The sequence below is a fragment of the Sorangium sp. So ce302 genome, from assembly GCF_051530145.1.
Taxonomy (GTDB): domain Bacteria; phylum Myxococcota_A; class Polyangia; order Polyangiales; family Polyangiaceae; genus Sorangium; species Sorangium cellulosum_B.
On record NZ_CP150326.1, the window covers coordinates 10780042 to 10799834 of the forward strand.

The 19793-nt window shown below is 70.4% G+C and carries 16 protein-coding genes and 1 pseudogene; 6 read left to right on the forward strand and 11 right to left on the reverse strand.

Going from position 1 to position 19793, the window contains the following annotated elements; all coding sequences use genetic code 11:
• Positions 1–8: 8 nt before the first annotated feature.
• Both WME73_RS40855 and WME73_RS40860 read right to left on the reverse strand, forming a co-directional pair.
• Positions 9–416 (reverse strand): hypothetical protein, encoded by a 408-nt coding sequence (locus tag WME73_RS40855; RefSeq protein WP_437917534.1) that lies wholly within the window; start codon positions 414–416, stop codon positions 9–11.
• A 427-nt stretch (positions 417–843) separates the two neighbouring features.
• A pseudogene (locus WME73_RS40860) lies at positions 844–1416 on the reverse strand (serine/threonine protein kinase); the annotation flags it as partial.
• Between the two features lie 154 nt (positions 1417–1570).
• Between WME73_RS40860 and WME73_RS40865 the strand changes: the two are divergent.
• Both WME73_RS40865 and WME73_RS40870 read left to right on the forward strand, forming a co-directional pair.
• The gene (locus tag WME73_RS40865; protein WP_437741665.1) at positions 1571–2473 is read left to right on the forward strand and encodes an SPFH domain-containing protein; all 903 of its coding nucleotides are present in this window, start codon (positions 1571–1573) and stop codon (positions 2471–2473) included.
• The gene (locus WME73_RS40870) at positions 2470–3411 is read left to right on the forward strand and encodes a hypothetical protein (RefSeq protein WP_437741666.1); all 942 of its coding nucleotides are present in this window, start codon (positions 2470–2472) and stop codon (positions 3409–3411) included. The genes WME73_RS40865 and WME73_RS40870 overlap by 4 nt, the downstream gene beginning before the upstream one ends.
• Before the next feature lie 10 nt (positions 3412–3421).
• On the opposite strand, the gene WME73_RS40875 is transcribed toward WME73_RS40870, so the two are convergent.
• The 4 genes from WME73_RS40875 to WME73_RS40890 all read right to left on the reverse strand — a co-directional run bounded on the left by WME73_RS40875 (position 3422) and on the right by WME73_RS40890 (position 7462).
• Positions 3422–4630: an STAS domain-containing protein gene (locus WME73_RS40875; protein ID WP_437913103.1), complete on the reverse strand. Its 1209-nt coding sequence runs from the start codon at positions 4628–4630 to the stop codon at positions 3422–3424.
• A gap of 145 nt (positions 4631–4775) precedes the next feature.
• Positions 4776–6011 (reverse strand): STAS domain-containing protein, encoded by a 1236-nt coding sequence (locus WME73_RS40880; RefSeq protein ID WP_437913104.1) that lies wholly within the window; start codon positions 6009–6011, stop codon positions 4776–4778.
• Positions 6012–6280: 269 nt separating this feature from the next.
• The gene (locus WME73_RS40885; protein ID WP_437913105.1) at positions 6281–6898 is read right to left on the reverse strand and encodes a hypothetical protein; all 618 of its coding nucleotides are present in this window, start codon (positions 6896–6898) and stop codon (positions 6281–6283) included.
• Between the two features lie 180 nt (positions 6899–7078).
• On the reverse strand, positions 7079–7462 hold the full coding sequence (locus tag WME73_RS40890; protein WP_437741670.1) for a hypothetical protein: 384 nt from the start codon (positions 7460–7462) through the stop codon (positions 7079–7081).
• Positions 7463–8097: 635 nt separating this feature from the next.
• Here WME73_RS40890 and WME73_RS40895 point away from each other — a divergent pair.
• Positions 8098–9801 (forward strand): APC family permease, encoded by a 1704-nt coding sequence (locus WME73_RS40895; RefSeq protein ID WP_437913106.1) that lies wholly within the window; start codon positions 8098–8100, stop codon positions 9799–9801.
• A gap of 109 nt (positions 9802–9910) precedes the next feature.
• Here WME73_RS40895 and WME73_RS40900 read toward each other — a convergent pair whose 3' ends face one another.
• Positions 9911–10870, reverse strand: coding sequence for a gluconeogenesis factor YvcK family protein (locus tag WME73_RS40900; protein WP_437741672.1), 960 nt, complete (start codon positions 10868–10870; stop codon positions 9911–9913).
• A gap of 45 nt (positions 10871–10915) precedes the next feature.
• Positions 10916–11674, reverse strand: coding sequence for a DNA methyltransferase (locus tag WME73_RS40905; RefSeq protein ID WP_437748092.1), 759 nt, complete (start codon positions 11672–11674; stop codon positions 10916–10918).
• Positions 11675–12466: 792 nt separating this feature from the next.
• Between WME73_RS40905 and WME73_RS40910 the strand changes: the two genes are divergently transcribed.
• A complete protein-coding gene (locus WME73_RS40910; RefSeq protein WP_437748093.1) occupies positions 12467–13354 on the forward strand; it encodes a hypothetical protein in 888 nt (295 codons plus the stop codon).
• A gap of 190 nt (positions 13355–13544) precedes the next feature.
• Here WME73_RS40910 and WME73_RS40915 read toward each other — a convergent pair whose 3' ends face one another.
• On the reverse strand, positions 13545–14465 hold the full coding sequence (locus WME73_RS40915; RefSeq protein WP_437741673.1) for a transposase: 921 nt from the start codon (positions 14463–14465) through the stop codon (positions 13545–13547).
• A 426-nt stretch (positions 14466–14891) separates the two neighbouring features.
• On the opposite strand from WME73_RS40915, the gene WME73_RS40920 reads away from it, so the two are divergent.
• The gene (locus WME73_RS40920) at positions 14892–15404 is read left to right on the forward strand and encodes a hypothetical protein (protein WP_437741674.1); all 513 of its coding nucleotides are present in this window, start codon (positions 14892–14894) and stop codon (positions 15402–15404) included.
• A 206-nt stretch (positions 15405–15610) separates the two neighbouring features.
• A complete protein-coding gene (locus WME73_RS40925) occupies positions 15611–17470 on the forward strand; it encodes a hypothetical protein (protein WP_437913107.1) in 1860 nt (619 codons plus the stop codon).
• 39 nt (positions 17471–17509) lie between these two features.
• Here WME73_RS40925 and WME73_RS40930 read toward each other — a convergent pair whose 3' ends face one another.
• Positions 17510–18370 carry a hypothetical protein gene (locus WME73_RS40930; RefSeq protein ID WP_437741676.1) on the reverse strand — a complete coding sequence of 287 codons (861 nt, stop codon included), beginning with the start codon at positions 18368–18370 and terminating at the stop codon, positions 17510–17512.
• Positions 18371–18509: 139 nt separating this feature from the next.
• Entirely contained in the window at positions 18510–19745 is a 1236-nt protein-coding gene (locus WME73_RS40935; protein WP_437741677.1) for a hypothetical protein, read from the reverse strand.
• Positions 19746–19793 lie beyond the last annotated feature (48 nt).

Sequence of the window (19793 nt, forward strand, 5' to 3'; positions counted from 1 at the left end):
CGCTGCGCTCAGCGCTCCCCCGCGCGAGGCGGCCGCGAGGCGGCGTGCGTGCGGCCTGGCTCGTCGCTCTCCAGCTCGTCGAGCTCCTCGTCCAGCGCGGCGTCGCCGTCGTGGATGCGCGATCGACCGGGGGCCTCCTGCTCCTCGAAGCGCACGCGCGCCGCCGCGGCCTGGCCGCGCTGGGCAGCGTCCTCTGGCGCCGGGTGCCCGCGGACGACGCGTGTGGCGCGGCGCAGCGCGAGATCGGCGACCCGCCCGGCCCTGCGCACGTTCGGCGCGGCCTTCTCGCGCAGCACGCGGCCGAACACCAGGGACAGCAGCGTCAGCACCGTCGGGACGATCACCCCGAGCGCGAGGCCGACGGCGATGCGCGCGACGGTGAGGCCGAACAGCGCGGCCACGAGCGGCAGGCCCACCAGGCCGCGATCGAGCGACGGGCGCCCCTCGTGCCGGCGCGCGCGCCGCTCCTCCTTGCGCGCGCGCTTCTCTTCCTTGCGCTCGTCCTTGCGCGCGCTTCTCTTCCTTGCGCTCGTCCTTGCGCGTGCGCCGCTCCTCCTTGCGCGCCCCGCGCTCCGCGGAGCCCTCCGCGGGCTCGCCAGCGCGCGGCGTACGGGGGGGCGCGCCGCCCGCTTCGAGCCCCGAAAGGAGCGGAGCGATGCGCGCGGCGCGGCGGTCCGGGTCGGGCTCCAGCATCGCGGAGAGCGCCCGGACGAGGCGCGGATCGGCTCGATCGCCGAGGGCAGCGGGCACGTCGATCGCGAGCCCTCGGTGCGGCAGGTTCTCCGGCTCCTCGCCGGTGAGCAGGCAGAGCGCGGTCGCGCCGACCGCATAGACGTCCGACGCGGGCAGCGCGCGGCCCTGGAACTGCTCCGGCGCCATGTACCCGAACGTGCCGACCACGGTGCTCCCGCCCTCGGGACGCATGCGATCGCGGACCGCGCCGAAGTCGACGATCGCGAAGGAGCCGTCGGGCCGGCGGATCACGTTGTTCGGCTTGATGTCGCGGTGGATGACCGGCGGCACGCGGCCGTGCAGGTAGTCGAGCACGGCCGAGGCGTCCCGCAGGAAGCGGAGGATGTCGTCCCGCCCGAGCACGGCGCGGCGACGGCGCATCGCGCCCAGGCTCTCGCCCTCGATCTTCTCCATCACCAGGAAGAGCGCTCCGTCCTCCTCGAAATGATCGAGGTAGCCTGGCAGGCTCGGGTGCGAGAGCGACGCGAGCACCCGGGCCTCGCGCTCGGCGAGCTCCACGCTCTTCCAGCTCGAGGCGCCGCGGATCTGGAACCGCTTGATCGCGACGAGCTTGCCGAGCCGCTTGTCGACCGCCTCGAGCGTGTGCCCCTGAGCCCCTTCGCCGAGGGCGCGCGTGATCACGTAGCGGCCGTCGCGCAACGCCTGGCTCGGCTCGGCACCCATCGAGGGAGCGAGAGTACACCGCCCGGGCAACGACACCAGGTCGAAGCCGCGCCTGGGCGCCCGCGAGCGCGCGCGAACGTCCAAACGTCCGGACGCCCGCCGACGCGCACCGCTCGCGCGGCCCGCGCCATCCGCTCTGCTAGAGTCGCGAGCGATGTCGCTGATCCTCACCGTGCTCGGGCTGTTTGCCGTGCTCTACCTGCTGTCGGGGCTGCGGCAGATCAACCAATGGGAAGCCGCGCTGCGCTTCACGCTCGGCAAGCTGACCGGCCGCGTATCCCCCGGGGTGACGCTGTTCCTTCCGGGGATCCAGGAGCTGCGGCGCATCGACACGCGGATGAAGAACCGCGATCTCCTCCAGCAGATGGTGATCACCCGCGACAACGTGACCACGATGGTCGATGCGGTCGTCTATTACCGCGTCGTCGATCCGGAGAAGGCCACGCTGGCCGTCGAGAACTACGAGAACGCGATGAAGGATCGCGCGAAGGTCGTGCTGCGCGACGTGGTGGGCGAGACGCGGCTCGACGAGCTGCTCGCGCACCGCGAGGAGGTCGCCGCCAAGGTGCGCGCGCAGGTCGAGGCGGTGGCGGCCGCGTGGGGCCTGCACGTGGAGATGATCGGCCTCCAGGACATCGCGCTGCCGCCCCAGATGCAGGAGGTGCTCGCGAAGGGCGCGATCGCCGAGCGCGATCGGCGCTACGTGGTCATCAAGAGCGAGGCCGACGTGGAGAGCGCGAAGAACTTCGCGGAGGCGGCGGGCATCCTCGCGCGCTCGCCCGGAGCGATGGAGCTGCGCCGCTTCGAGGCGCTGGCGAACCTGAGCCAGGGCAACACCAAGGTGATCTTCGACCTCGCGAAGCCGTACGACGACGTGCGGCACGCGGCGGTCGCGATGGCCGAGGCGGCGGTCACCGAGGCGAAGCCCGTGCGCGTCCAGCAGGGGCAACGCGCGGTCGACGCCGAGGCGCAGCGCGAGGCCGAGGCGGCCCTCGAGGAGGAGGCGGCGCTCGAGGAGCAGCGGACGGCGCGGCGCGGGCGCATGGGCGGGGCGTGATCCCGGCGCTGACCGCGCTCAAGGCCGCGGTCGCGGCGCTGCTCGAGGCGCGCGGCGAGCGCGGGCTCGCCGCCCTCGTCGCCGGCGGGGAGCTCGCGCTCGCCGCCCCGCCCCAGCGGTGGACGCTGGGGTCGCGCGAGGTGAGCGCGTCGCGCCTCTCGCTGGCCGTCGACGCGCCCGAGTTCGCGGCGCTCACCGCGGATCCGAGCCGCCTCGCGGCGGTGAAGGAGGCGTTCGCGAGCGCGGTCCGCACGCCGGAGACGGAGCTCGCCGATCTGTCGCTGGTGCTGCGCCTGCCCGGCGTCGGGCGCGGGTGGAGCCAGATCTACCGGGAGGCCGCCCTCCCGGCGGCGCCCGAGCGGCCGGCTCCGGACGCGGTGCTCGGCGGCGCGGCGGCCCTGCTCGAGGCGTCGGGCGACGCGCGGGGCGCGGCGATGCTCCGCCGCGCGCGGCTCGAGGCGGCGCAGGTCTCGAGCGGGGGCGCCGCGCTGGTGCGCTGCGTGGTGCGGCTCGAGCCAGCGGATCGCGCGGCGCTCGACCGCGACGGCGAGCGCGCGGAGCGGCTGCGGCGGGCGGTGCGCGACGCGGGGACGCGCGCCTCCGAGGCGATCGCGTCCGTGGAGCTCGCCACGGCGCTCTACCCGCTCGGCGGAGCGGCGGCGCCGGAGGCCCGGCTCGCGCGGGCGCTCGCGGCGCGCGGCGCGGTGGCGGTGACCATCCGCCGCGGTGACGGGCCGGAGGGCGAAGGCGTGGAGCTCGCGGTCGTGGCGTCCGGCGAGCTCATGCGCGTCCGGATCACGGCGGCCCCGGAGCGCGAGCACGGCGGCTGGAGAGCCGAGGGGATCCGCGCGATCACCGTCACAGCCGGGGACCTCGCGACGCCGGAGCGGACGGAGGAGCTCGCCGCGCTGCTCTGCGGCGGCGGCGAGCTCCCGTGACGCGCCGCGGTCAGCCCCGCGTCAGCAGGCCGGGCGTCGCAGCGCCGTTGCGCAGGGGGTTCTCCGGGCGGGTCATGCTCCGGATCGCATGCTGGAGCGCCGCGCGGAGATTACGTTGCGTAGTGAGCTGCGAGAGGTCGAGCCCGAGCGCGACCATCGTCTGCGCGACGTTCGGCTTGATGCCTGCCACGATCCCGTCGGCACCGAGCAGCCGGATCGCCGTGACGAGCTCGATCAGGTGGCTCGCGACCTTCGTGTCGACCACCTCGACGCCGGTCAGGTCGAGGATCGCGAAGCGCGCCTGCTTCTCCACGATCTTCGAGAGCAGGCTGTCCATCACATCGGCGGTGCGGACGCTGTCGACCGTCCCCACCATCGGCAGCGTGAGCACACCGTCCCAGACCTCGATGATGGGCGTGGAGAGATCGCGAATGACCTTCTGCTGCGCCTCGATCTGCTGCAGCTGAGCGCGCAGCTCCTCCTCCGTGCGCTTGGACTCCGAGATGTCGAGCGCCAGCCCGAGCACGCCGCACACAGACCCGCCGCGCTCGTCCTGGAGCGGGATGATCCAGTTGTCCCAGTAAACGCCGAACGCGTCGGTGCGGAAGCCGCGCACCTCCCCGTCGAACCATTGGCGTAGATCCGCGGCGGAGATGTTGACGCCAGTCGTTTCTGGCTTGTCCGCATAGATGTCGAACCAGCTGGCCCCGACGAGCTGCCCGGGCTTGAGCCCGGCGGCCCCGAGCCCCTTGCCGCCGTGATAGAAACAGACTCCATCCCTGTCGATCGCCCAGAGCACCATGTTGTCCACGTGCTCGGCGAGGCTGTCCAGCATGCGCGCCTTGTTACGGAGGGTCGCCAGCTCCTTGTCATCGATCGCGGAGGTCGGCCGGAGCGACCCGAAGACCGCGCTGCGATCGGGCGAACGCTTCGCGTTGCACAACAACGGACGGTACGCCCCGCGCGCGTCGCGAAGGCGGACGCGGAATGAGACGGGCTCGCGGGTCTGCTCGAGCTTCGCCCACGCCGCAAGGAGCGCTGCCCGATCGTCCGGGTGAGCGAGATCTGCGAGCGTCGTGCCCCCCTCGCTCGCGGGACCGATGACCTCCCGCAAGGCATCGCTCTCGTGGAGCAGTCCGCCCGCCGCCGAAGCGACGAAGAGCAGCTCTGGACAGCTGGCGAAGAACTCCGCAAACAGCGCGCTCGAAGTAACACTCATGACACAAGCCTCCCCCTGCGGCATCAGAAGGACACGAGGGTATCGCACGCGAAGCCCTGGCGGGAAGGGCCCGTTGTACTGCGGCCGATTCCAGCTCTGGTGTTTGCTCTACTACGGCAGCGAGCTCCCGTGACGCGCGGCGCAGTCAGCCCGGCGCCCGCAGGCCGGGTGTCGCGGCGCCGGCGCCGGCCGTCGCGGCGCCGTTGCGCGGGGGGTCCTCCGGGCGGGTCATGCTCCGGATCGCATGCTGGAGCGCCGCGCGGAGGTTACGCTGTGTGTTGAGCTGCGAGAGATCGAGCCCGAGCGCGACCATCGTCTGCGCGACGTTCGGCTTGATGCCTGCCACGATCCCGTCGGCACCGAGCAGCCGGATCGCCGTGACGAGCTCGATCAGGTGGCTCGCGACCTTCGTGTCGACCACCTCGACGCCGGTCAGATCGAGGATGGCGAAGCGCGCCTGCTTCTCCACGATCTTCGAGAGCAGGCTGTCCATCACATCGGCGGTGCGGACGCTGTCGACCGTCCCCACCATCGGCAGCGTGAGCACACCGTCCCAGACCTCGATGATGGGCGTGGAGAGATCGCGAATGACCTTCTGCTGCGCCTCGATCCGCTGCAGCTGGGCGCGCAGCTCCTGCTCCGTGCGCCTGGACTCCGAGATGTCGAACGACAACCCGAGCAAGCCGCACACAGACCCGCCGCGCTCGTCCTGGAGCGGGGTGACCCAGTTGTCCCAGTAGACATCGTTCGAGTCGGAGCGAAAGCGGCGTACCGTCCCGTCGAACCAGTTGTGCATGTCGTGGTCGACGTCGGGCGCATCGACGACGGACGCGCCTGGCCGCTTCCCATAAAGCTCGATCCAGTTGACCCCCAGGAGCTGCCCAGGCTTGAACCCGGCGTTCGGGAGCGCTTTGCCGTCGTGATAGAAACAGATTCCATCGCGGTCGAGGCCCCAGAACGCCAGCTTGTCCACGTGGTTGACGAGGCTATCCAGGATGCGCGCCTTGTTGCGCACAATCGTCAGCTCCTCCTCGCCGAACTCGGGTGTCGCCCGGAGCGACCCGAAGACCGCGCTGCGATCGGGCGAACGCTTCGCGTTGCACAATACCGGACGGTACGCCCCGCGCGCGTCACGAAGGCGGACGCGAAAGGAGACAGGTTCACCGGTCTGCTCGAGCTTCGCCCACGCCGCGAGCAGCGCTGCGCGATCCTCCGGGTGAGCGAGCTCTGCGAGCGTCGCGCCCCCCTCGTTCGCAGGGCCGATGACCTCCCGCAGGGCATCGTTCTCGTGGAGCAGTCCGCCCGCCGTCGAGGCGACGAAGAGCAGCTCAGGACAGCAGGCGAAGAACTCCGCGAACAGGGCGTCTGAAGTAACATTCATCACACGAGCACTCTCCCTGGAGCTCAGAAAGGCAGCAGGGTATCGCACGCGACGCTCTCGGGGGAAGACAATCGGCCGCAGCGGCTCATGGCGACGGGGCACGTACGACGACATCTACAACGACGTATGAGAGAGGACGACGATACGCGCGGCACAGGCGACCGGGGGCGTGAAAACACCCACTCTTTCCTGGATTATGGTCGCTAGTTCGTCGCCGTTCGCAACGTCGAGCTCAGGGATCAGCAGGCAGCGGCGGCGGGCCCCTGCGCTCACCGCTCCGCCGACCCCTCGGCGAGCCACGCCGGATACCCCTTCGATTCAACGGACGTAAGGCCGAGGTCGGGCACCTCCACGAACACCGCGCGGCCCACGGCGTAGAGCGCCTCGAGCAGGATCGCTGGCGGACCGAACGCTTCGAGGCCCAGCGACCACGCCGCCGGAGCAGCCGCGCCCTCGCCTTCCGCCACGGCGACGCGCGTCAGCTCGACAGCGCACCCGGCTCCGGGGTGCGCGCCGTCCATCACCTCGACGGCGCGTCCGCCCACCAGCCCGAACACCCTCACGCGGCGCTCCTTCGTGAGGGTCGTCCACCCGCTGTCATCGGCGTCCGTCGACGAGACGGTGAGCTTCGTCCACCGCTCCACCTCACCCAGCACCGTGGGAGAGAGGTGGATGGATCCGAAGGCGCAGACCCGAAACTTGACCTCCAGGCCCTTCGGCTGCCCGCCGCGCTTCTTGATCCCGAGATCGGCGCGCCGGAGGCGCCGGTAGCGGTCATGCCGGGGCGCCTCGGAGAACGCACGGGAGAACCACGACACGAGCCGCGGCGCCCGAGCGTCGTCCGCAGGCAGAAACCAGCGGACTTCGATGCTCTCCCGGATGTCCATGGCGTCCTCCCAGCCGCGCGCTGGCGGCGCGTCCGCACCACCGCCTCCATGATGCCAGAAACGGGGGCACGTGCCGCCGGCGCGGCGAAGGTAGGATCTCAGGTCGGGCTGCCTTCCGCCGGAGCACGCACGGCTGCAGGCGGGCGAGCGCCCCTGCACTCGCCGCAGCGCGTCTCCGGCTCAGGCCCTCGACGACGCCCGGTACGAGTCGGACACGACCTTCTTTGCAAAGTCGATGATCGGCTCGCTGGGGACGTTCTGGATCGCGTACTTGACCGCGTAGCCGCCGGCGAGGAGGGTGAGCTGGCGCAGGATCTTCGAGCTGGCGAGCACGCCAATCGCAAATGCCGCTCCGCCGATCGCGATCGGGACGATGTACGGGACGTCCTTGACCTTGGTCTGGATGTCCTTGGCGAACTTGAGCAGCATGTCGAGGCTCACCGCGCCCTCGCCGCCCTGCGTCTGCGGCGCGCCAGGCTCGTGCGAGCCGGACTCCTGCGAGCCGCCCTCGTAAATCCCGTTCTTGTACCCGCCCGAAGTGTACTGGTCGTTACCGATGCTCATAGCGCTCTACCTCGTCCTGAGATGATTAGCCACGGAAGTGGCGATAGCTCCGGCGCCATGCGAAGCACATACCAGCAGCAAGCGCCGGGGCGGCCGACGCGCAGCCACGCGTGAGCCCGCGCGGCAGCGGGCGAGCCGCTTGCTCCAGCGGCGAGCGCGCTCGCACGCGAGGGCGCCCGCCTGCGATGAGGCAACTTGGCCGAGCGTGGCAAATGATCCCACCTCGATCGGCTCACACGATATCGTCTCGCATCGGAGGAGAGGCCGTCCGTGCAAACCTCGAATGCGGCGGCTGCGCCCACGGTCATGGAGGCGACGCTCGTGCTCGATCAGCACCGCTGACGAGCGCTCGGCGCGAGCTTGGAGCACCGGTTGCACGCTGCGGCTCCGACCGACGCGCGCGCGGCGGAGCTCGCTCCGGGCACACGCCTTGCGTGAGCTGCCTCACCCATGTCGCTCATGACGGTGCTGTTCGGCCGGCGGCTGGCCTCGGATGAAGCGGAGAAGGAACAGATCGGCCCGCTCTCCGGGATCCCGGTCCTGGGCCTCGACGCGCTCGCTTCCGCGTCGTACGGCCCCGAGGCCGCGCTCACCGTGCTCCTCCCCCCCTCGGCGCGCTCGGCGTCCACTACATCGTGCCGCTCAGCGCCTTGGTCATCGGGCTGCTCGCGATCCTCTACGTCTCGTACCGCCAGACGATCGCCGCGTACCCGAACGGTGGCGGCTCGTACATCGTCGCGAAGGAGAACCTCGGCACGCGCGCCGGCCTCGTCGCGGCGGCGGCGCTGCTCATCGACTACGTGCTCAACGTGGCGGTCGCCATCTCCGCGGGGGTGGGCGCGCTGGTCTCCGCGGTGCCCGCGCTCCTGCCCCACACCATGGGCCTCTGCCTCGCCGTCCTCACCCTCCTCACGGCGGCCAACCTGCGCGGGCTCCGCACCGCAGGCCTCGTGTTCCTGGTGCCGACGTACGCGTTCCTCGGCTGTCTCTTCGCGGTGATCGCGATCGGGATCGGGAAGACGATCCTCCACGGAGGGCATCCGCCGCCCGTGGTCGCGCCGCCCTCGCTGCCCGTCGCGCTCGGAGCCGCGAGCCTGGGGCTCCTCTGCCACTCTTTCGCCAGCGGGTGCACCGCGATGACCGGCGTGGAAGCGGTGAGCAACGGCGTCCCTGCCTTTCGCAAGCCGAGCAGCGAGCAGGCGCGCCGGACGCTCTTGTACATCGTCGCCTCGCTCGGCATCCTGCTCGCCGGGATCGCGATCCTCGCACGGGCATACGGCATCACCGCCACCGAGCCCGGCAAGAGCGGCTATCAGAGCATCGTCTCGCAGATGGTGGGCGCGGTCGTGGGGCGCGGCCCGTTCTATTACGTGACCCTGGCCGCCGTGGTGGCGGTGCTCATGCTCTCCGCCAACACCAGCTTCGCCGACTTCCCCCGCCTCTGTCGGCTCCTCGCGCTCGATCGCTTCCTGCCCGAGCCCTTCATCCACCGCGGCAGGCGCCTCGCCTTCTCCTACGGCATCGGCGTCCTCGCCGGACTCTCGGCCCTCCTGCTCGTCGTCTTCCAGGGCATCACCGACGCCCTCATCCCGCTCTTCGCGGTGGGCGCGTTCCTCGCCTTCACGATGTCGCAGGCGGGGATGACCGCGCACTGGCGCAGGGTCGGCGGCGCGCGCTCCCGGCTCCACCTCGCCGTCAACGCGACCGGCACCACGGCCACGGCCGCCACGCTCGTCGTCATCATCATCTCGAAGTTCACCGAGGGGGCGTGGATCTCGACCCTGCTCGTGCTCGGGGCCTTTCTCATCTTCTGCAATGTGCGACGCCACTACAAGCGCATCGACGAGGTGGTTCGCGCCCGCGCGCCGCTCGACCTCACCCCGCCTCCGCCGCCGATCGTGGTGGTCCCCATCAGGCGCTGGGACCTCGTGGCGCAGAAGGGGCTCCGCTTCGCGCTCCGCCTCTCGCCTGAGGTCTACGCGCTCCAGGTGCTCCTCGACGATCCTCGCGTCGAGGACCTGAGCGGCGAATGGCACCATCTGGTGGAGGAGCCCGCGAAGGAGAAGGGGGTACCGGCGCCGCGGCTTTCGGTGGTGCGGTCCCGCTACCGGCGGCTCTTCAGGCCGCTGCTCCGCTTCGTCACCACCCTCGCGCGCGCCCACCCGGACCGGCAGGTGGCGGTCGTCGTACCCGAGGTGGTCGAGTCACGCTGGTACCATTACCTGCTCCACAACCACACGGCGTCGATCCTCAAATGGCTCCTTCTCTTCCGGGGCGGGAAGGGCATCGTGATCGTCAACACGCCTTTTTATCTGCCCGACGAACCGGAGACCGCCTGATCGTCGTGCGCTGCCGCGCCGGCCCGAGGCCGCCCGGCCGACGCGGCAGCGCCGCGCCCCGGGTGGCCGTCGAGCGTAGGGCCAGGCGCAGCGGAGCCGGGCCCGGGCCTCACCACCACGAGCGCTGGCGGGCGAGCGAGACGATCGCGGCGGAGAGCTTGCGCGGGTCGTGGCGAATCAGCTTGCCGCCGAACAGCAGGTCGGCAGGGACGAGGAGGTCGGAGGCGAGCGGTTTGTCCGGCGAGGTCACGACCGGGTCAGAGCCGGCGGAGGCGTACTCCTCGAGGCCCTCGGAGGGCCAGACGTCGTTGACCAGCACCGCGTCGAGCCGGGCCTCGCCGAGGTACATGGCGATGGTCCCCACGAAGTCCTCGACCGTGTAGCCGGGGGTCTCGTTGGGCTTCGTCATCAGGTTGCACACGAACATCGCGCGGGCGCGGCTCGCCGCGATGGCCTCGCGCACACCCTTGACCAGGAGGTTCGGCACGAGGCTCGTGTAAAGATCTCCCGGCCCGAGGATGATGAGATCGGCTTCCGCGATCGCGTCGAGCGCCGCTGGATACGCCTGGGCCTCAGGATCCAGATAGACCGAGAGCACCGGCGCATCGAGCATGTCGGAGAGGTTGTCAATCGACGCTTCGCCGCGGATGGTCCGGTCGTTCTCGAGGTGCATCACGAGATCGACGTGATCCATCGTGACCGGGAGGACGCGGTTCTTGACGGAGAAGATCTCGTGCAGGCGCTCGACCGTGAGGGGGAGCGAGCCGGTGATCTCCTGCACCGCGGTGAATATCAGGTTGCGCAGGGTGTGCCCGCCGAGGCTCCCCGAGCGGAAGCGGTGGCCGAGCAGCTCCTTCAGCGCTTCCGGGTGCTCGGACAGGGCGACGAGGCAACGCGTGAAGTCGCCTGGGGGCAGGAGGCCGTACTCGTCCCGGAGCCTCCCGGAGCTTCCGCCCGAGTCCATCATGGTCACGATCGCGGTGATGCGGACGCTCAGGTCACGCAGGCCGGTGAGGAGCGTGTAATGGCCCGTCCCCCCTCCCACGGTCACGATCTTCGGCGTCGCCATGGGGGAGCAGGCTACCATGCGGACGAGCGGGGCCGATACCGACCGTCAGGCCGCCGAGATCTCGACGCGCGGCTGCGGCGCGCACTTCGCGAGGCGGCGCGACGCGACGGCGTGGTACGTGGGCGCGATCTCGGCGCTGTAGCAGCGCCTCCCTGCGGTGAAGGCCGCCACCGCGACCGAGCAGAGCCCCCCGAATGGCTCCCATACGACATCGCCTGGATCGGACGATGCGCGGATGATGCGATCGAGCAGCTTGAGGGGCTTCTGGTTGCCGTGGATCGACCGGGTGTCCTCCTTGAAGCGTTCGGGGCCGCGGACCGCCGGCTCGTGCCAGACGTTGGTCACGCCGACCTCGCAATGGAATTTGGCTCTCAGGGTAGCCCACTCCTCGCCCGTCAACGGCCGCTTGCCATCGACCGAGAAGTAGGGTCGCCCCTCGGGGCGGCCGTGCGCGTTGGCGAAGGCGGCGATCTGCTCGAACGCCGAGGCCGGGGGGTAATACCAGAGGTGGCAGCGGGTGAAGTACTTCCTCGTGGCCGCGTTCTTCACGCCGCACGCCTCGTTCGTCTGGCGCAGGGGGAGGCCCGAGCGCTCCCATTCATGCCGCAGCCAGGTCTTGAGGGGCAGCCGCACGCCGGCGCTCTCCAGGAGGACCTTGCGCACGTACTGCACGCACACCTCGCTCACCACGGGGAACTTGCGCAGCGTCCGGGTGTTCGCGTTGCCCGCGATGTGGGCGATTCCCTTGTCCCAGACGTGGCAGGTCCGGTACTCCCAGCCGTGCTGCTCGAGCAGGGGGTGCACCGTCGCCCAGCCGATCTCCGTCCCCCAGAACCAGAGGGTGGCGGACGGCAAGGCGCGCTCCGACCAGACGGCGACGTGGGGCGCGTACCACGCGGCGAGCCCGTCGTGCGTCGGGGGATCGCCGGGAAAACCGGAGACGCCATAAGCACCGTCGGAGACAATCACGGTGGGTCTCGGCCAGGAGGCGTAGTGCTCCAGCGCGTCGCCGAGCGTCAGGGTGGGGTGGAGGGTGGTCGAGGCGCGCTTCACGGGGGACACGCGGCCATCCAATCGAACTGCGCGGATCTGTCAACAAAACGGCGGAGCTCGGCCCCGGCGAGCCGCCTGGACCCGCGCGCCACGCGGCGCGGGCGGGGCGCGCTTCGCCAGCGCGTCGGGCTTTCGCCGAGCGCGAGCCCCAAGCGCCCGGGATCGGCCGATCCGTACGACATCGCCGCCCTCCAGTCGACGTGGGGCGCGGATCCGTCGGGCGCAACGTCGGTCGCGTCGGCCGCAACGTCGGTCGCGACGGTCGGCGTCGGGCGGGCGTCGGGCGCAACGTCGGTCGCGACGGCCGCGCCCTCTCCGGCCGCGCCCTCTCCGTACCGGCCGTGATCCCCGCGCCACCGCCGCGCCGCCCCTGCGGTGGGCATCGACGCGCGGATCTACGAAGACGTGCACGGAGGTCGCCCCGAGGAGACAGCCTGTGGAAATGAGGGGAACACTATCCGCGCAGGATCGCGCACGCCCCGTGTGCCGCCTTCGTGCCGGTGATTGAAGAGATCGTTCGTTCGGCGTATGTTCGGTGGCTTGGTGCGCAACTTCGCTTTGCCGGCGCTCCGCGGCGATGCCCGCGATGAGGCCGACACCGGTGTGACCAGCCTACGCGGGGCCATCGATTCCACACGGGAGGAAATCATGAATGCATTGAAGCGCATGAGCTCGAGAGCCGCTGTTCGCGCGCTCCCGGCCGTCGTTCTGGCCGGGGTGAGCCTGCTCGCGCCGCGCCCGGCAGAGGGCCAGACGGCCGGAGAGCCGGGCCATCTCTACTGGGCCGACACGCTAGTGACCCACATCGCACCGGTAAATAACGAATATGGAAATGGAACGACCTATGTTGATTGGGCCGGCGTCGGAGGAGCCACGGATTACCGGAGCCGCAGCCTGTGCGCGTCGTTCGTCACGAACGTCCTCAAGCAGGCCTATCAGCTGTCCGTCTACGATATCAACACATGGTTCGGCAGCATGAGCCCGAACGCCGCGCTTTACCACGACAGGATCATCGAGGAAGTCGGCTTCGAGCAGATCGTGACGGTGAGCGAGATCGAGGCCGGCGATATCGTCGCGATCGAGTATCCGGCGGGGAGCACGGCGAGCGGGCACGTCGCCATCGCGGCAGGCGCTGCGGTGCCACGCCTGGCGACCTATCCGTTCGTCACGGGGACAATCCAGTACTCGCTCCTCGTCCTCGACTCGAGCACCACGGGCCACGGGACAACCGACACCCGGCGCAAGGCGGACGGATCCTGGCACGCGGGTGTTGGCAGGGGCGTCATGCGCCTCTATGCCAACAGCAACGGGACGATCGTGGGACACGCTTGGAGCACGCAATCGGGATCGACCTACTATGGGACGCAGGTGCGCGACATCGTCGTCGGCCGGATCACGGAGCCGTATATCGAGCTCCCCCTACCATTGTAGCGACGCGCACGGACCGCCCGCGCCTCCTCGACCACCAGGCCGACTCACGCAATCCCGGCGCCCTTGACGTGTAGTTTCACACGAAAACCAGGTGCGCGTTCATGCACGCGAACGGAGGGCGTCTGCCGTTCACTCGCCCTCGTTCAGCAGCCCAGGTGCCGCGTCGGCATCCCGATCGTTCCTTTTACGATTACGACACGAGCGGATCATCGTTCACGGCCACGCCATGGAATACGCGCATCCACCACGTTTGTGCCGGAAACACCACGCTGCGCAGCCCTGCACGCCATCGTTGAAGCGCCTCTCGGTACGCTGCGCGAAATGCCCGGACAGCGGCGACCGCGGTCCTTCGTGCGTCTGCATGTCCTCTCCCCACCGCAAACGTCGGATTGAGGCCGCGAGGCGCCTCGAAGCTCGTCGCGCGAGCGTCGGGCGACACCGTGCATGCGCGCTCGGGGCCGAGAAAACCGCGGCCAGTTCGATGCATCGCGGCGTGCGCCTCGGCTTCCTTCCGCTCCAGCTCCGCCGCCACCTCGCGCCGAAAGGCGTCAGCGTCATCATCCGCCACAGCTGGCGGAAGCGAGATCGCAATGGCAGCGTCCTCGGGCCATGCAGGATTGCTCGGAGCAAAGTAGACGTCAGGACGCCTCGCCCGCAGCTCACCGCGGCCGATTTCGTTGACGAGCACCTTCGCTCCCGGCCATTCCTTCGCACGTCGCACCAATCCCGCCTCCACCGGGTTCGCCAGTGAATATGAAATCTTTTCCACAACGGCCGCCCGCGTCAAGAGGCGAACAACGCTGGTCGCTTCGTGGCCCCAGACCGGCCCCTCCCAGGTTCGGAGCACCTTGGTCCCCAACGCCACGAGGCGATGAAACAGCTGCAGGAATCGCGGAAGCACGCCTTCGACGTCAGTGACGACGATGTGCAGGTGCGTGGACATGGCACACAACGCATGCAGGCGAATGCCGTAGCGCCTGGCCGAAACCGCGAGCGCATAGATGATCAGCTGAGTCATCGCGGCATCCGGTCGGAAGAGGAGGTGTCGCCGCAACGCGCGTCGTGTGAGGAGATAGGTGGCACCTGCAACGATAGCGCGAGGCTGGCTCATCGCTGCCAACTATGCCAAACGCGTGCCGTGGCTTGCGGCCAATGATTTCACATACTTGAATCTTCGAGATCCTGGCGGTTTCTGTTTTCCGCCGGCGCCCGCCATGGCCTATGCCTGGGACCGCCTCATAGACAACACGTATCGGGTCTCACCACCAAGGCACCACCAAGGCAACGTCGGTCAGACCGGCCGGGCCGGCAGACCGGCAACGTCGGTCAGGTCGACAGTCAACGGCAACGTCGGTCAGCCCGGCAGTCAGCTCGGCACGGGCCCAACAGCGGCCTCCGTTTCCGGTGGCACGGGCCCAACAGCGGCCTCCGTTTCCGGTTGACATCTGGCACGGCGCATGGATCAACCACATTGCGCGCGTTCATGGTTGTCGACCTCGTGCGATGCTCTCGCCCGCCATGCTGCTGGAGAACTCCCATGCACCGACCCCTCCTCGCCCAAGGCCTCGTGCTGTCGCTCTCGCCGTTCGGGTGCTCTACTAGCCCGGAAATTCCTGAAGCGTACGGCATGGCGGTCATGACCGTGAACGGGGAGAGCTTGGTGCTTGACACGGGGGATAGCGGCAAGCTGCCTGTCGCCGGATTCGACGACAGCTGGGACGTTGACTGCTCCCGCCTCAATGGCGAAACCAATCTGGAGCTGGTGGATCACTCGAAGGACAGGAGGGGCTTCTACTACCTCGATCTCCATCTGCTCGGCAGCGAGCGCAAGGGCGGCGACGCTGCTGTCGTGAACATGCGAATGTACGTCGACGATGCGCTTTTCTATGGCTCCTGCCACGCGACGCTCCGGACATCGTCCGAGGACTCGCACGAATGCAAGTTCTCTTTCGCTGACTGTGGCCTGAACTTGCTCGGCGCTGCCCAGGACGTTGTCCCAGCGCGCCTCGAGTTCGCGTCATTCCACTTGAAAGGGTGCTTCGTCCCCTGAGGGGGGCGGAGCGCGATATGTCCAAGGACAGCTCCTCCGCGGCGCGTCGTGGCGCACATGACCGACGCCACTCCACAGGGCGTCCCGACAGCGCGCGAGGCGCTCGCACCGGGCGCGACGTCGGGCACGGCGTGCCGCAATGAGGTTTGGAGGAGTGCCCGAAGCAGCTCTGGCCGGCGCGTCGGCCCGCAGGTACACCTCGATCCATGGTCGATGCGTCTCCCCGGCGGAGGTTCAGCGCCGCGTTCGTTCGGTGGTCTCGCCGCGTCCGACGGCGGCTCGCGCTCGATCTCGTCCTCACCGGCGCCGCCGCTGGGATGATGCTCGGCGCGGTAGGCGCGGCGGGCGCCTGGCACATGCGGCAAGGCGCGCTGCGCCCCTGGATGGCCGCGGGCGGCCTGCTCGGCGCCGTGGCTGGCGCAGCGGTGGCGCGCCGGCGCCGGTGGACTGACCCGAACGTCGCGTTGTTTCTCGACGGCAAGCTCGGCTCCGCCGAGTCGGTCTCCACGGCCGTTGAGCTCGCAGCAGCCGAGGACGCGACGGACGGCGCGCCCGGTGCCAGCGCATCCGCGGCCCGCGAGGTCGTGTTCGCCCACGCGACCGCGGCCCTCGATGCCGCAACCGCCCGGCAGGTCCGCACGCCCCTGGGGCGACGCTGGCATGCCGGAGCGCCCCTCGCGGCAGCGGCCATTGGCTATCTCAGCTGGCTTCCCCTGCCACCAGCGCCCGCGGCAGCAACGCCCCCACCCGGGGCCGAGCAGGTACGCGTCGCCGAGATCGCCGGCCTCGGGCGGGTGGTCCAGCTTTCCGAGATCGACGCTCGGGACGCGGAGCAACACGATCGGCTGAAAAAGCTCTCCGACGACGCGAAGAGGCTCCGCGAAAAGCTGAAGAGCGGCGTCGAGCGCCGCGAAGCGCAGGCCGAGCTCGGCAGGCTCCGCGACGCGATCACGGCCGAGCGGCTATCGCTCGGCGAGGGCGAGCAGCGTCATGGGATGGAGTCGGCGCTCGGCAAGCTCGGAGAAGACCCTCAGCTGAAGCGGGCTGCGAAGGCGCTCGGCGATCGCGACCTCGTGGCGTTCGACGAGGAGATGGCGCGGCTCGCGAACAAGCTCGAACGGGATGACCGCGAACGGGCCAGGAAGGTGCTCGAGGAGGCCGCCGAAGCCGCCAAGAGGGCCGGCGCCCCCGGCGTAGCGAAGGCGCTCGAGGAACAGCGCAAGCTGCTGGATCAGCGCGGCGAGCAGGCCGACGCGTTGAGGGAGCTGGCGGAGGCGCTCGGCGACAGGCTCGGCGACGAGGGGCGCGACGCGCTCCGCGAGCTCGCCCGGACCGGCAGCGACCGCGACGCGCGGCGGCTTGCTGGCAGCCTCGAGAAGGCGCTCGAAAGATTGAGCCTCGAGGAGCGCAAGCGGCTCGCCGACCGCTTGAAGCAGCGGATGGCGCAGTCGCCCGAGAGCGCGCTCGGAGAGCCCATGTCAAAGGAGCAGATGCGCGAGCTCGCACGGCAGCTCGAGACGCCGGACGGACAGCAGCAGCTCGAGGAACAGCTGCGCCAGATGGCCCAGGAGGGGAGCCCGAGCAGCGAGGAATCGAAGCGCCAACGAGCGCTCGACGATGCACAGCGCGGGGCGGGCGAGGCCGAGGGGCAGCTCGGGGGGACGCCGCTCCCGATGCCGATCGCAGGCGGGTCAGGCCAACCGGGGTTGGGCGGCCAGGAGCGCGGACAGAGCGGGCAGCAGGGCTCGTCGGGGGGCGGGGCCGGCAAGCAGGGGTCGGCGCAGCCAGGTCACTCGGAGGGCGGCGGCTCGGGCAGCCACGAAGGGCAGACCGGCGCGATCGCCGGGGGTGAGCTGCGCTCACGGGCCAGCGCGAGGCTCAACCCGGGTAGGCCGATGCCGGGGATCGTGACGGGCCGAGAAGCCGGGCGCGCCGGAGACACCGCCAACGTGCGCGGCGAGAGCGCGCTCGGGGTCGTGGGTCCCCAGGAGGTCGGCGGTGTCGAGCGCAGCGATGTCCCCGAGGAGTACCGCGAGCAGGTAGGCCGTTACTTCCAGCCGCGCTGAGTCCGGGGACGAGACGTGGAGCGCGCAGCGCCCACCGGCCTAGAAGCTCGCGCCCAGCAGCAGGCCGTTCGCCTCCGCGCTCACGAAAGGCGCGGCATACAGCCGGGGGAGCCCGGCCTTCGTGACCGGCGTGCGGCTCGACGTGGAGAGCGCGTACAAGGCCGTCCCCGCGAGCACCACGCCGCCGCCGAGGAAGCTCCAGAACGAGACGTTGGCGAGCGTGGTCTGGGCGTCGCGCAGGTCGGTGCGCCTCGCGCTGCCGAACGGCTCCGTCGCTGCGGACTCGCCCTTTGCCGTGGAGAGGATCGCGAAGGTCACGCCCGACGCGAGCCCGAGCAGCCCGACGGCCCCGCCCGCGACCACCAGCGGAATGTTCGGGCCCGAATCGAGGCTGAGGGCGATGCTCTGGTCCGAGCCCCTCGCCACGAGCAGCGATGTCGACGTCCTGGCGCCAGCGCGGCGTGCCTCGATCCTGCGCTTGCCGGGATCGACGAACACCTGGGCGTCGAGGGGCGAATGCCCGACGACCTTGCCGTCGACGAGCACCTCGGCGTCGTCGACGTTCACGCTGATGCGAAGCGCGCCGACCTGCGACCTGGCGACGGCGAGGCGCTTCTGCAGGAAGCTCTTCTTCTCGGCCTTCTCGCCGAGCGGAAAGGTATTGAGCGCGTACAGGAGGTGCTCGGCCGCCTCGCGGGGCTGGTTCACCTCCAGCTCGACGTTCCCGAGGTTGCCGGCCACGTCAAAGCTCTGCTGGAGATCCCACGCCGCCTGATAACGCGCCTCGGCCTCGGCGAATCGCGCTTCATCGTAGAACCTGTTCCCCTCCCGGTAGAGCTGCGCGGCGCGCTCGCCCGCGCGCGACGTCGCAGGCGGGGCGTCGGTCGGAGAGTTCGGCATCAGCCGAGCCTCTCCGGTCGCGCTCGCGATGCTCGGCCCCAGAAGAACCGCCGCGCACGGGAGGAGTAGAGACAGGTATTTCAAGAATGGCTTTCGCATGGTGGCTGGCGGGAGGAATGCAATCCGGAGAGGCGACGCCTCAGGGGAACGGACGCGGGGGAGCGGTCGTCCCCGGGGGCGTTGTGGGCGACGCAGAGGGCGCGGACGGCGGGACCGAGGGGGGGATCGGAGGGCTCACAGCCGAGTCGTAGAAGTCGTCCACCGCCGTCGAAGGCTTGACCGGGCGCCTCACCTGCACAGCAGGGCGCGGTGATGACGGACGGGCGGCGACCGTGGCCGCGGAGTGAGCGGGCGGCGAGCTCGGCTCCGCCGTGGGCGACGCTGTCGGAACCTCGGGCGCGGCGGGAACGGGTCGCTCTGCGGTGGGCGGCGGCTCGATCGCCACCGGGGGCGGATGTTCGGGCTGCGCGCTCGGGGTGGGCGTCGCGAGGCCAGCGGGATCGGGCGTGGGAGCGCGGCCGCCCTCGGCCAGCGCCGGATCCTGCTCGCTCGTCGGATTGGCGGCGCGCCACAGCACCCAGAAGCCTGCGACCGTCGCGCTCCCCAGAAACACGAGCAACGCGAAGAGCGCCAGCGGGGCCCTGCGGCGGCGCGCCGCGAGCACCGCCGCGGCGGCCGCTGCGGTCACCGCGGTGTCGTCGGGCCGCGCCGCGGTCGGCTGCAGCCCCGCTCGAGGCGCGCCGGCTGCTGGCGGGGGAGCGGCCGCTGCAATCGGCCGCTGCTTCCGGGACGACTGCCCGCGCGAGCCGGACGACTCGTCTTCGGGCGGCGGCCAGACGCCGCTGCCCACACCGACGCGGGCCGTGCGGACGCCACCGGGACGCGCACCGCCCTGCCCATCGGGAGCCCCCGTCGGCGGACCCGGCATGCCCTGCACAGGGATCCTGCGCATCGTCGGCCGGTTCCGTTCGTCGACGCCCTTCAACAGCGACGGCGCTACCTGGATCTTCTGCTGATCCATCGCCTGGTGCTCTCGGTTCGGAGGCAGCGTGACCGGAGGAACATACACTTGCTTGTCGCTCGGTCCCGCCTCGCGATCCTGGCGGCGCCGCGGCCTGGGCTCGCCCCACTGCACCATCCGCTCCGCGGGCGGCGCTGCGGGGCCGGTGTTCCCTTCTTCAGGTCTGCGGCGCGGCTCCTGCGTAAGCGCTCGCTGTTGCGCCGGTGAGGGGTGCTCTTGCGATGCAAAATTCGGCGTGTCGTACCCGCGCGGCGGCTGCTGCGGCAGCGTCGGTTGCTGCGGCGCGGCGTCGCCCGCAGCGCCCTGAGCCGCCGGCTGGCCTGGCGAGCTCTTGTTCGCGTTCCTGTTGGTCATGCCTGCCCCTCTCGCCACGCGCAAAAGGCGCGCTGCTGCCCCACGTGA

Excerpts from the sequence above, each read along its gene's own strand:
- WME73_RS40865 (WP_437741665.1), top strand. The coding sequence starts at position 1,571 with ATGTCGCTGATCCTCACCGTGCTCGGGCTGTTTGCCGTGCTCTACCTG.
- WME73_RS40875 (WP_437913103.1), bottom strand. The coding sequence starts at position 4,630 with ATGAGTGTTACTTCGAGCGCGCTGTTTGCGGAGTTCTTCGCCAGCTGT.
- WME73_RS40880 (WP_437913104.1), bottom strand. The coding sequence starts at position 6,011 with ATGAATGTTACTTCAGACGCCCTGTTCGCGGAGTTCTTCGCCTGCTGT.
- WME73_RS40885 (WP_437913105.1), bottom strand. The coding sequence starts at position 6,898 with ATGGACATCCGGGAGAGCATCGAAGTCCGCTGGTTTCTGCCTGCGGAC.
- WME73_RS40890 (WP_437741670.1), bottom strand. The coding sequence starts at position 7,462 with ATGAGCATCGGTAACGACCAGTACACTTCGGGCGGGTACAAGAACGGG.
- WME73_RS40900 (WP_437741672.1), bottom strand. The coding sequence starts at position 10,870 with ATGGCGACGCCGAAGATCGTGACCGTGGGAGGGGGGACGGGCCATTAC.
- WME73_RS40915 (WP_437741673.1), bottom strand. The coding sequence starts at position 14,465 with ATGAGCCAGCCTCGCGCTATCGTTGCAGGTGCCACCTATCTCCTCACA.
- WME73_RS40920 (WP_437741674.1), top strand. The coding sequence starts at position 14,892 with ATGCACCGACCCCTCCTCGCCCAAGGCCTCGTGCTGTCGCTCTCGCCG.
- WME73_RS40925 (WP_437913107.1), top strand. The coding sequence starts at position 15,611 with ATGGTCGATGCGTCTCCCCGGCGGAGGTTCAGCGCCGCGTTCGTTCGG.
- WME73_RS40930 (WP_437741676.1), bottom strand. The coding sequence starts at position 18,370 with ATGCCGAACTCTCCGACCGACGCCCCGCCTGCGACGTCGCGCGCGGGC.
- WME73_RS40935 (WP_437741677.1), bottom strand. The coding sequence starts at position 19,745 with ATGACCAACAGGAACGCGAACAAGAGCTCGCCAGGCCAGCCGGCGGCT.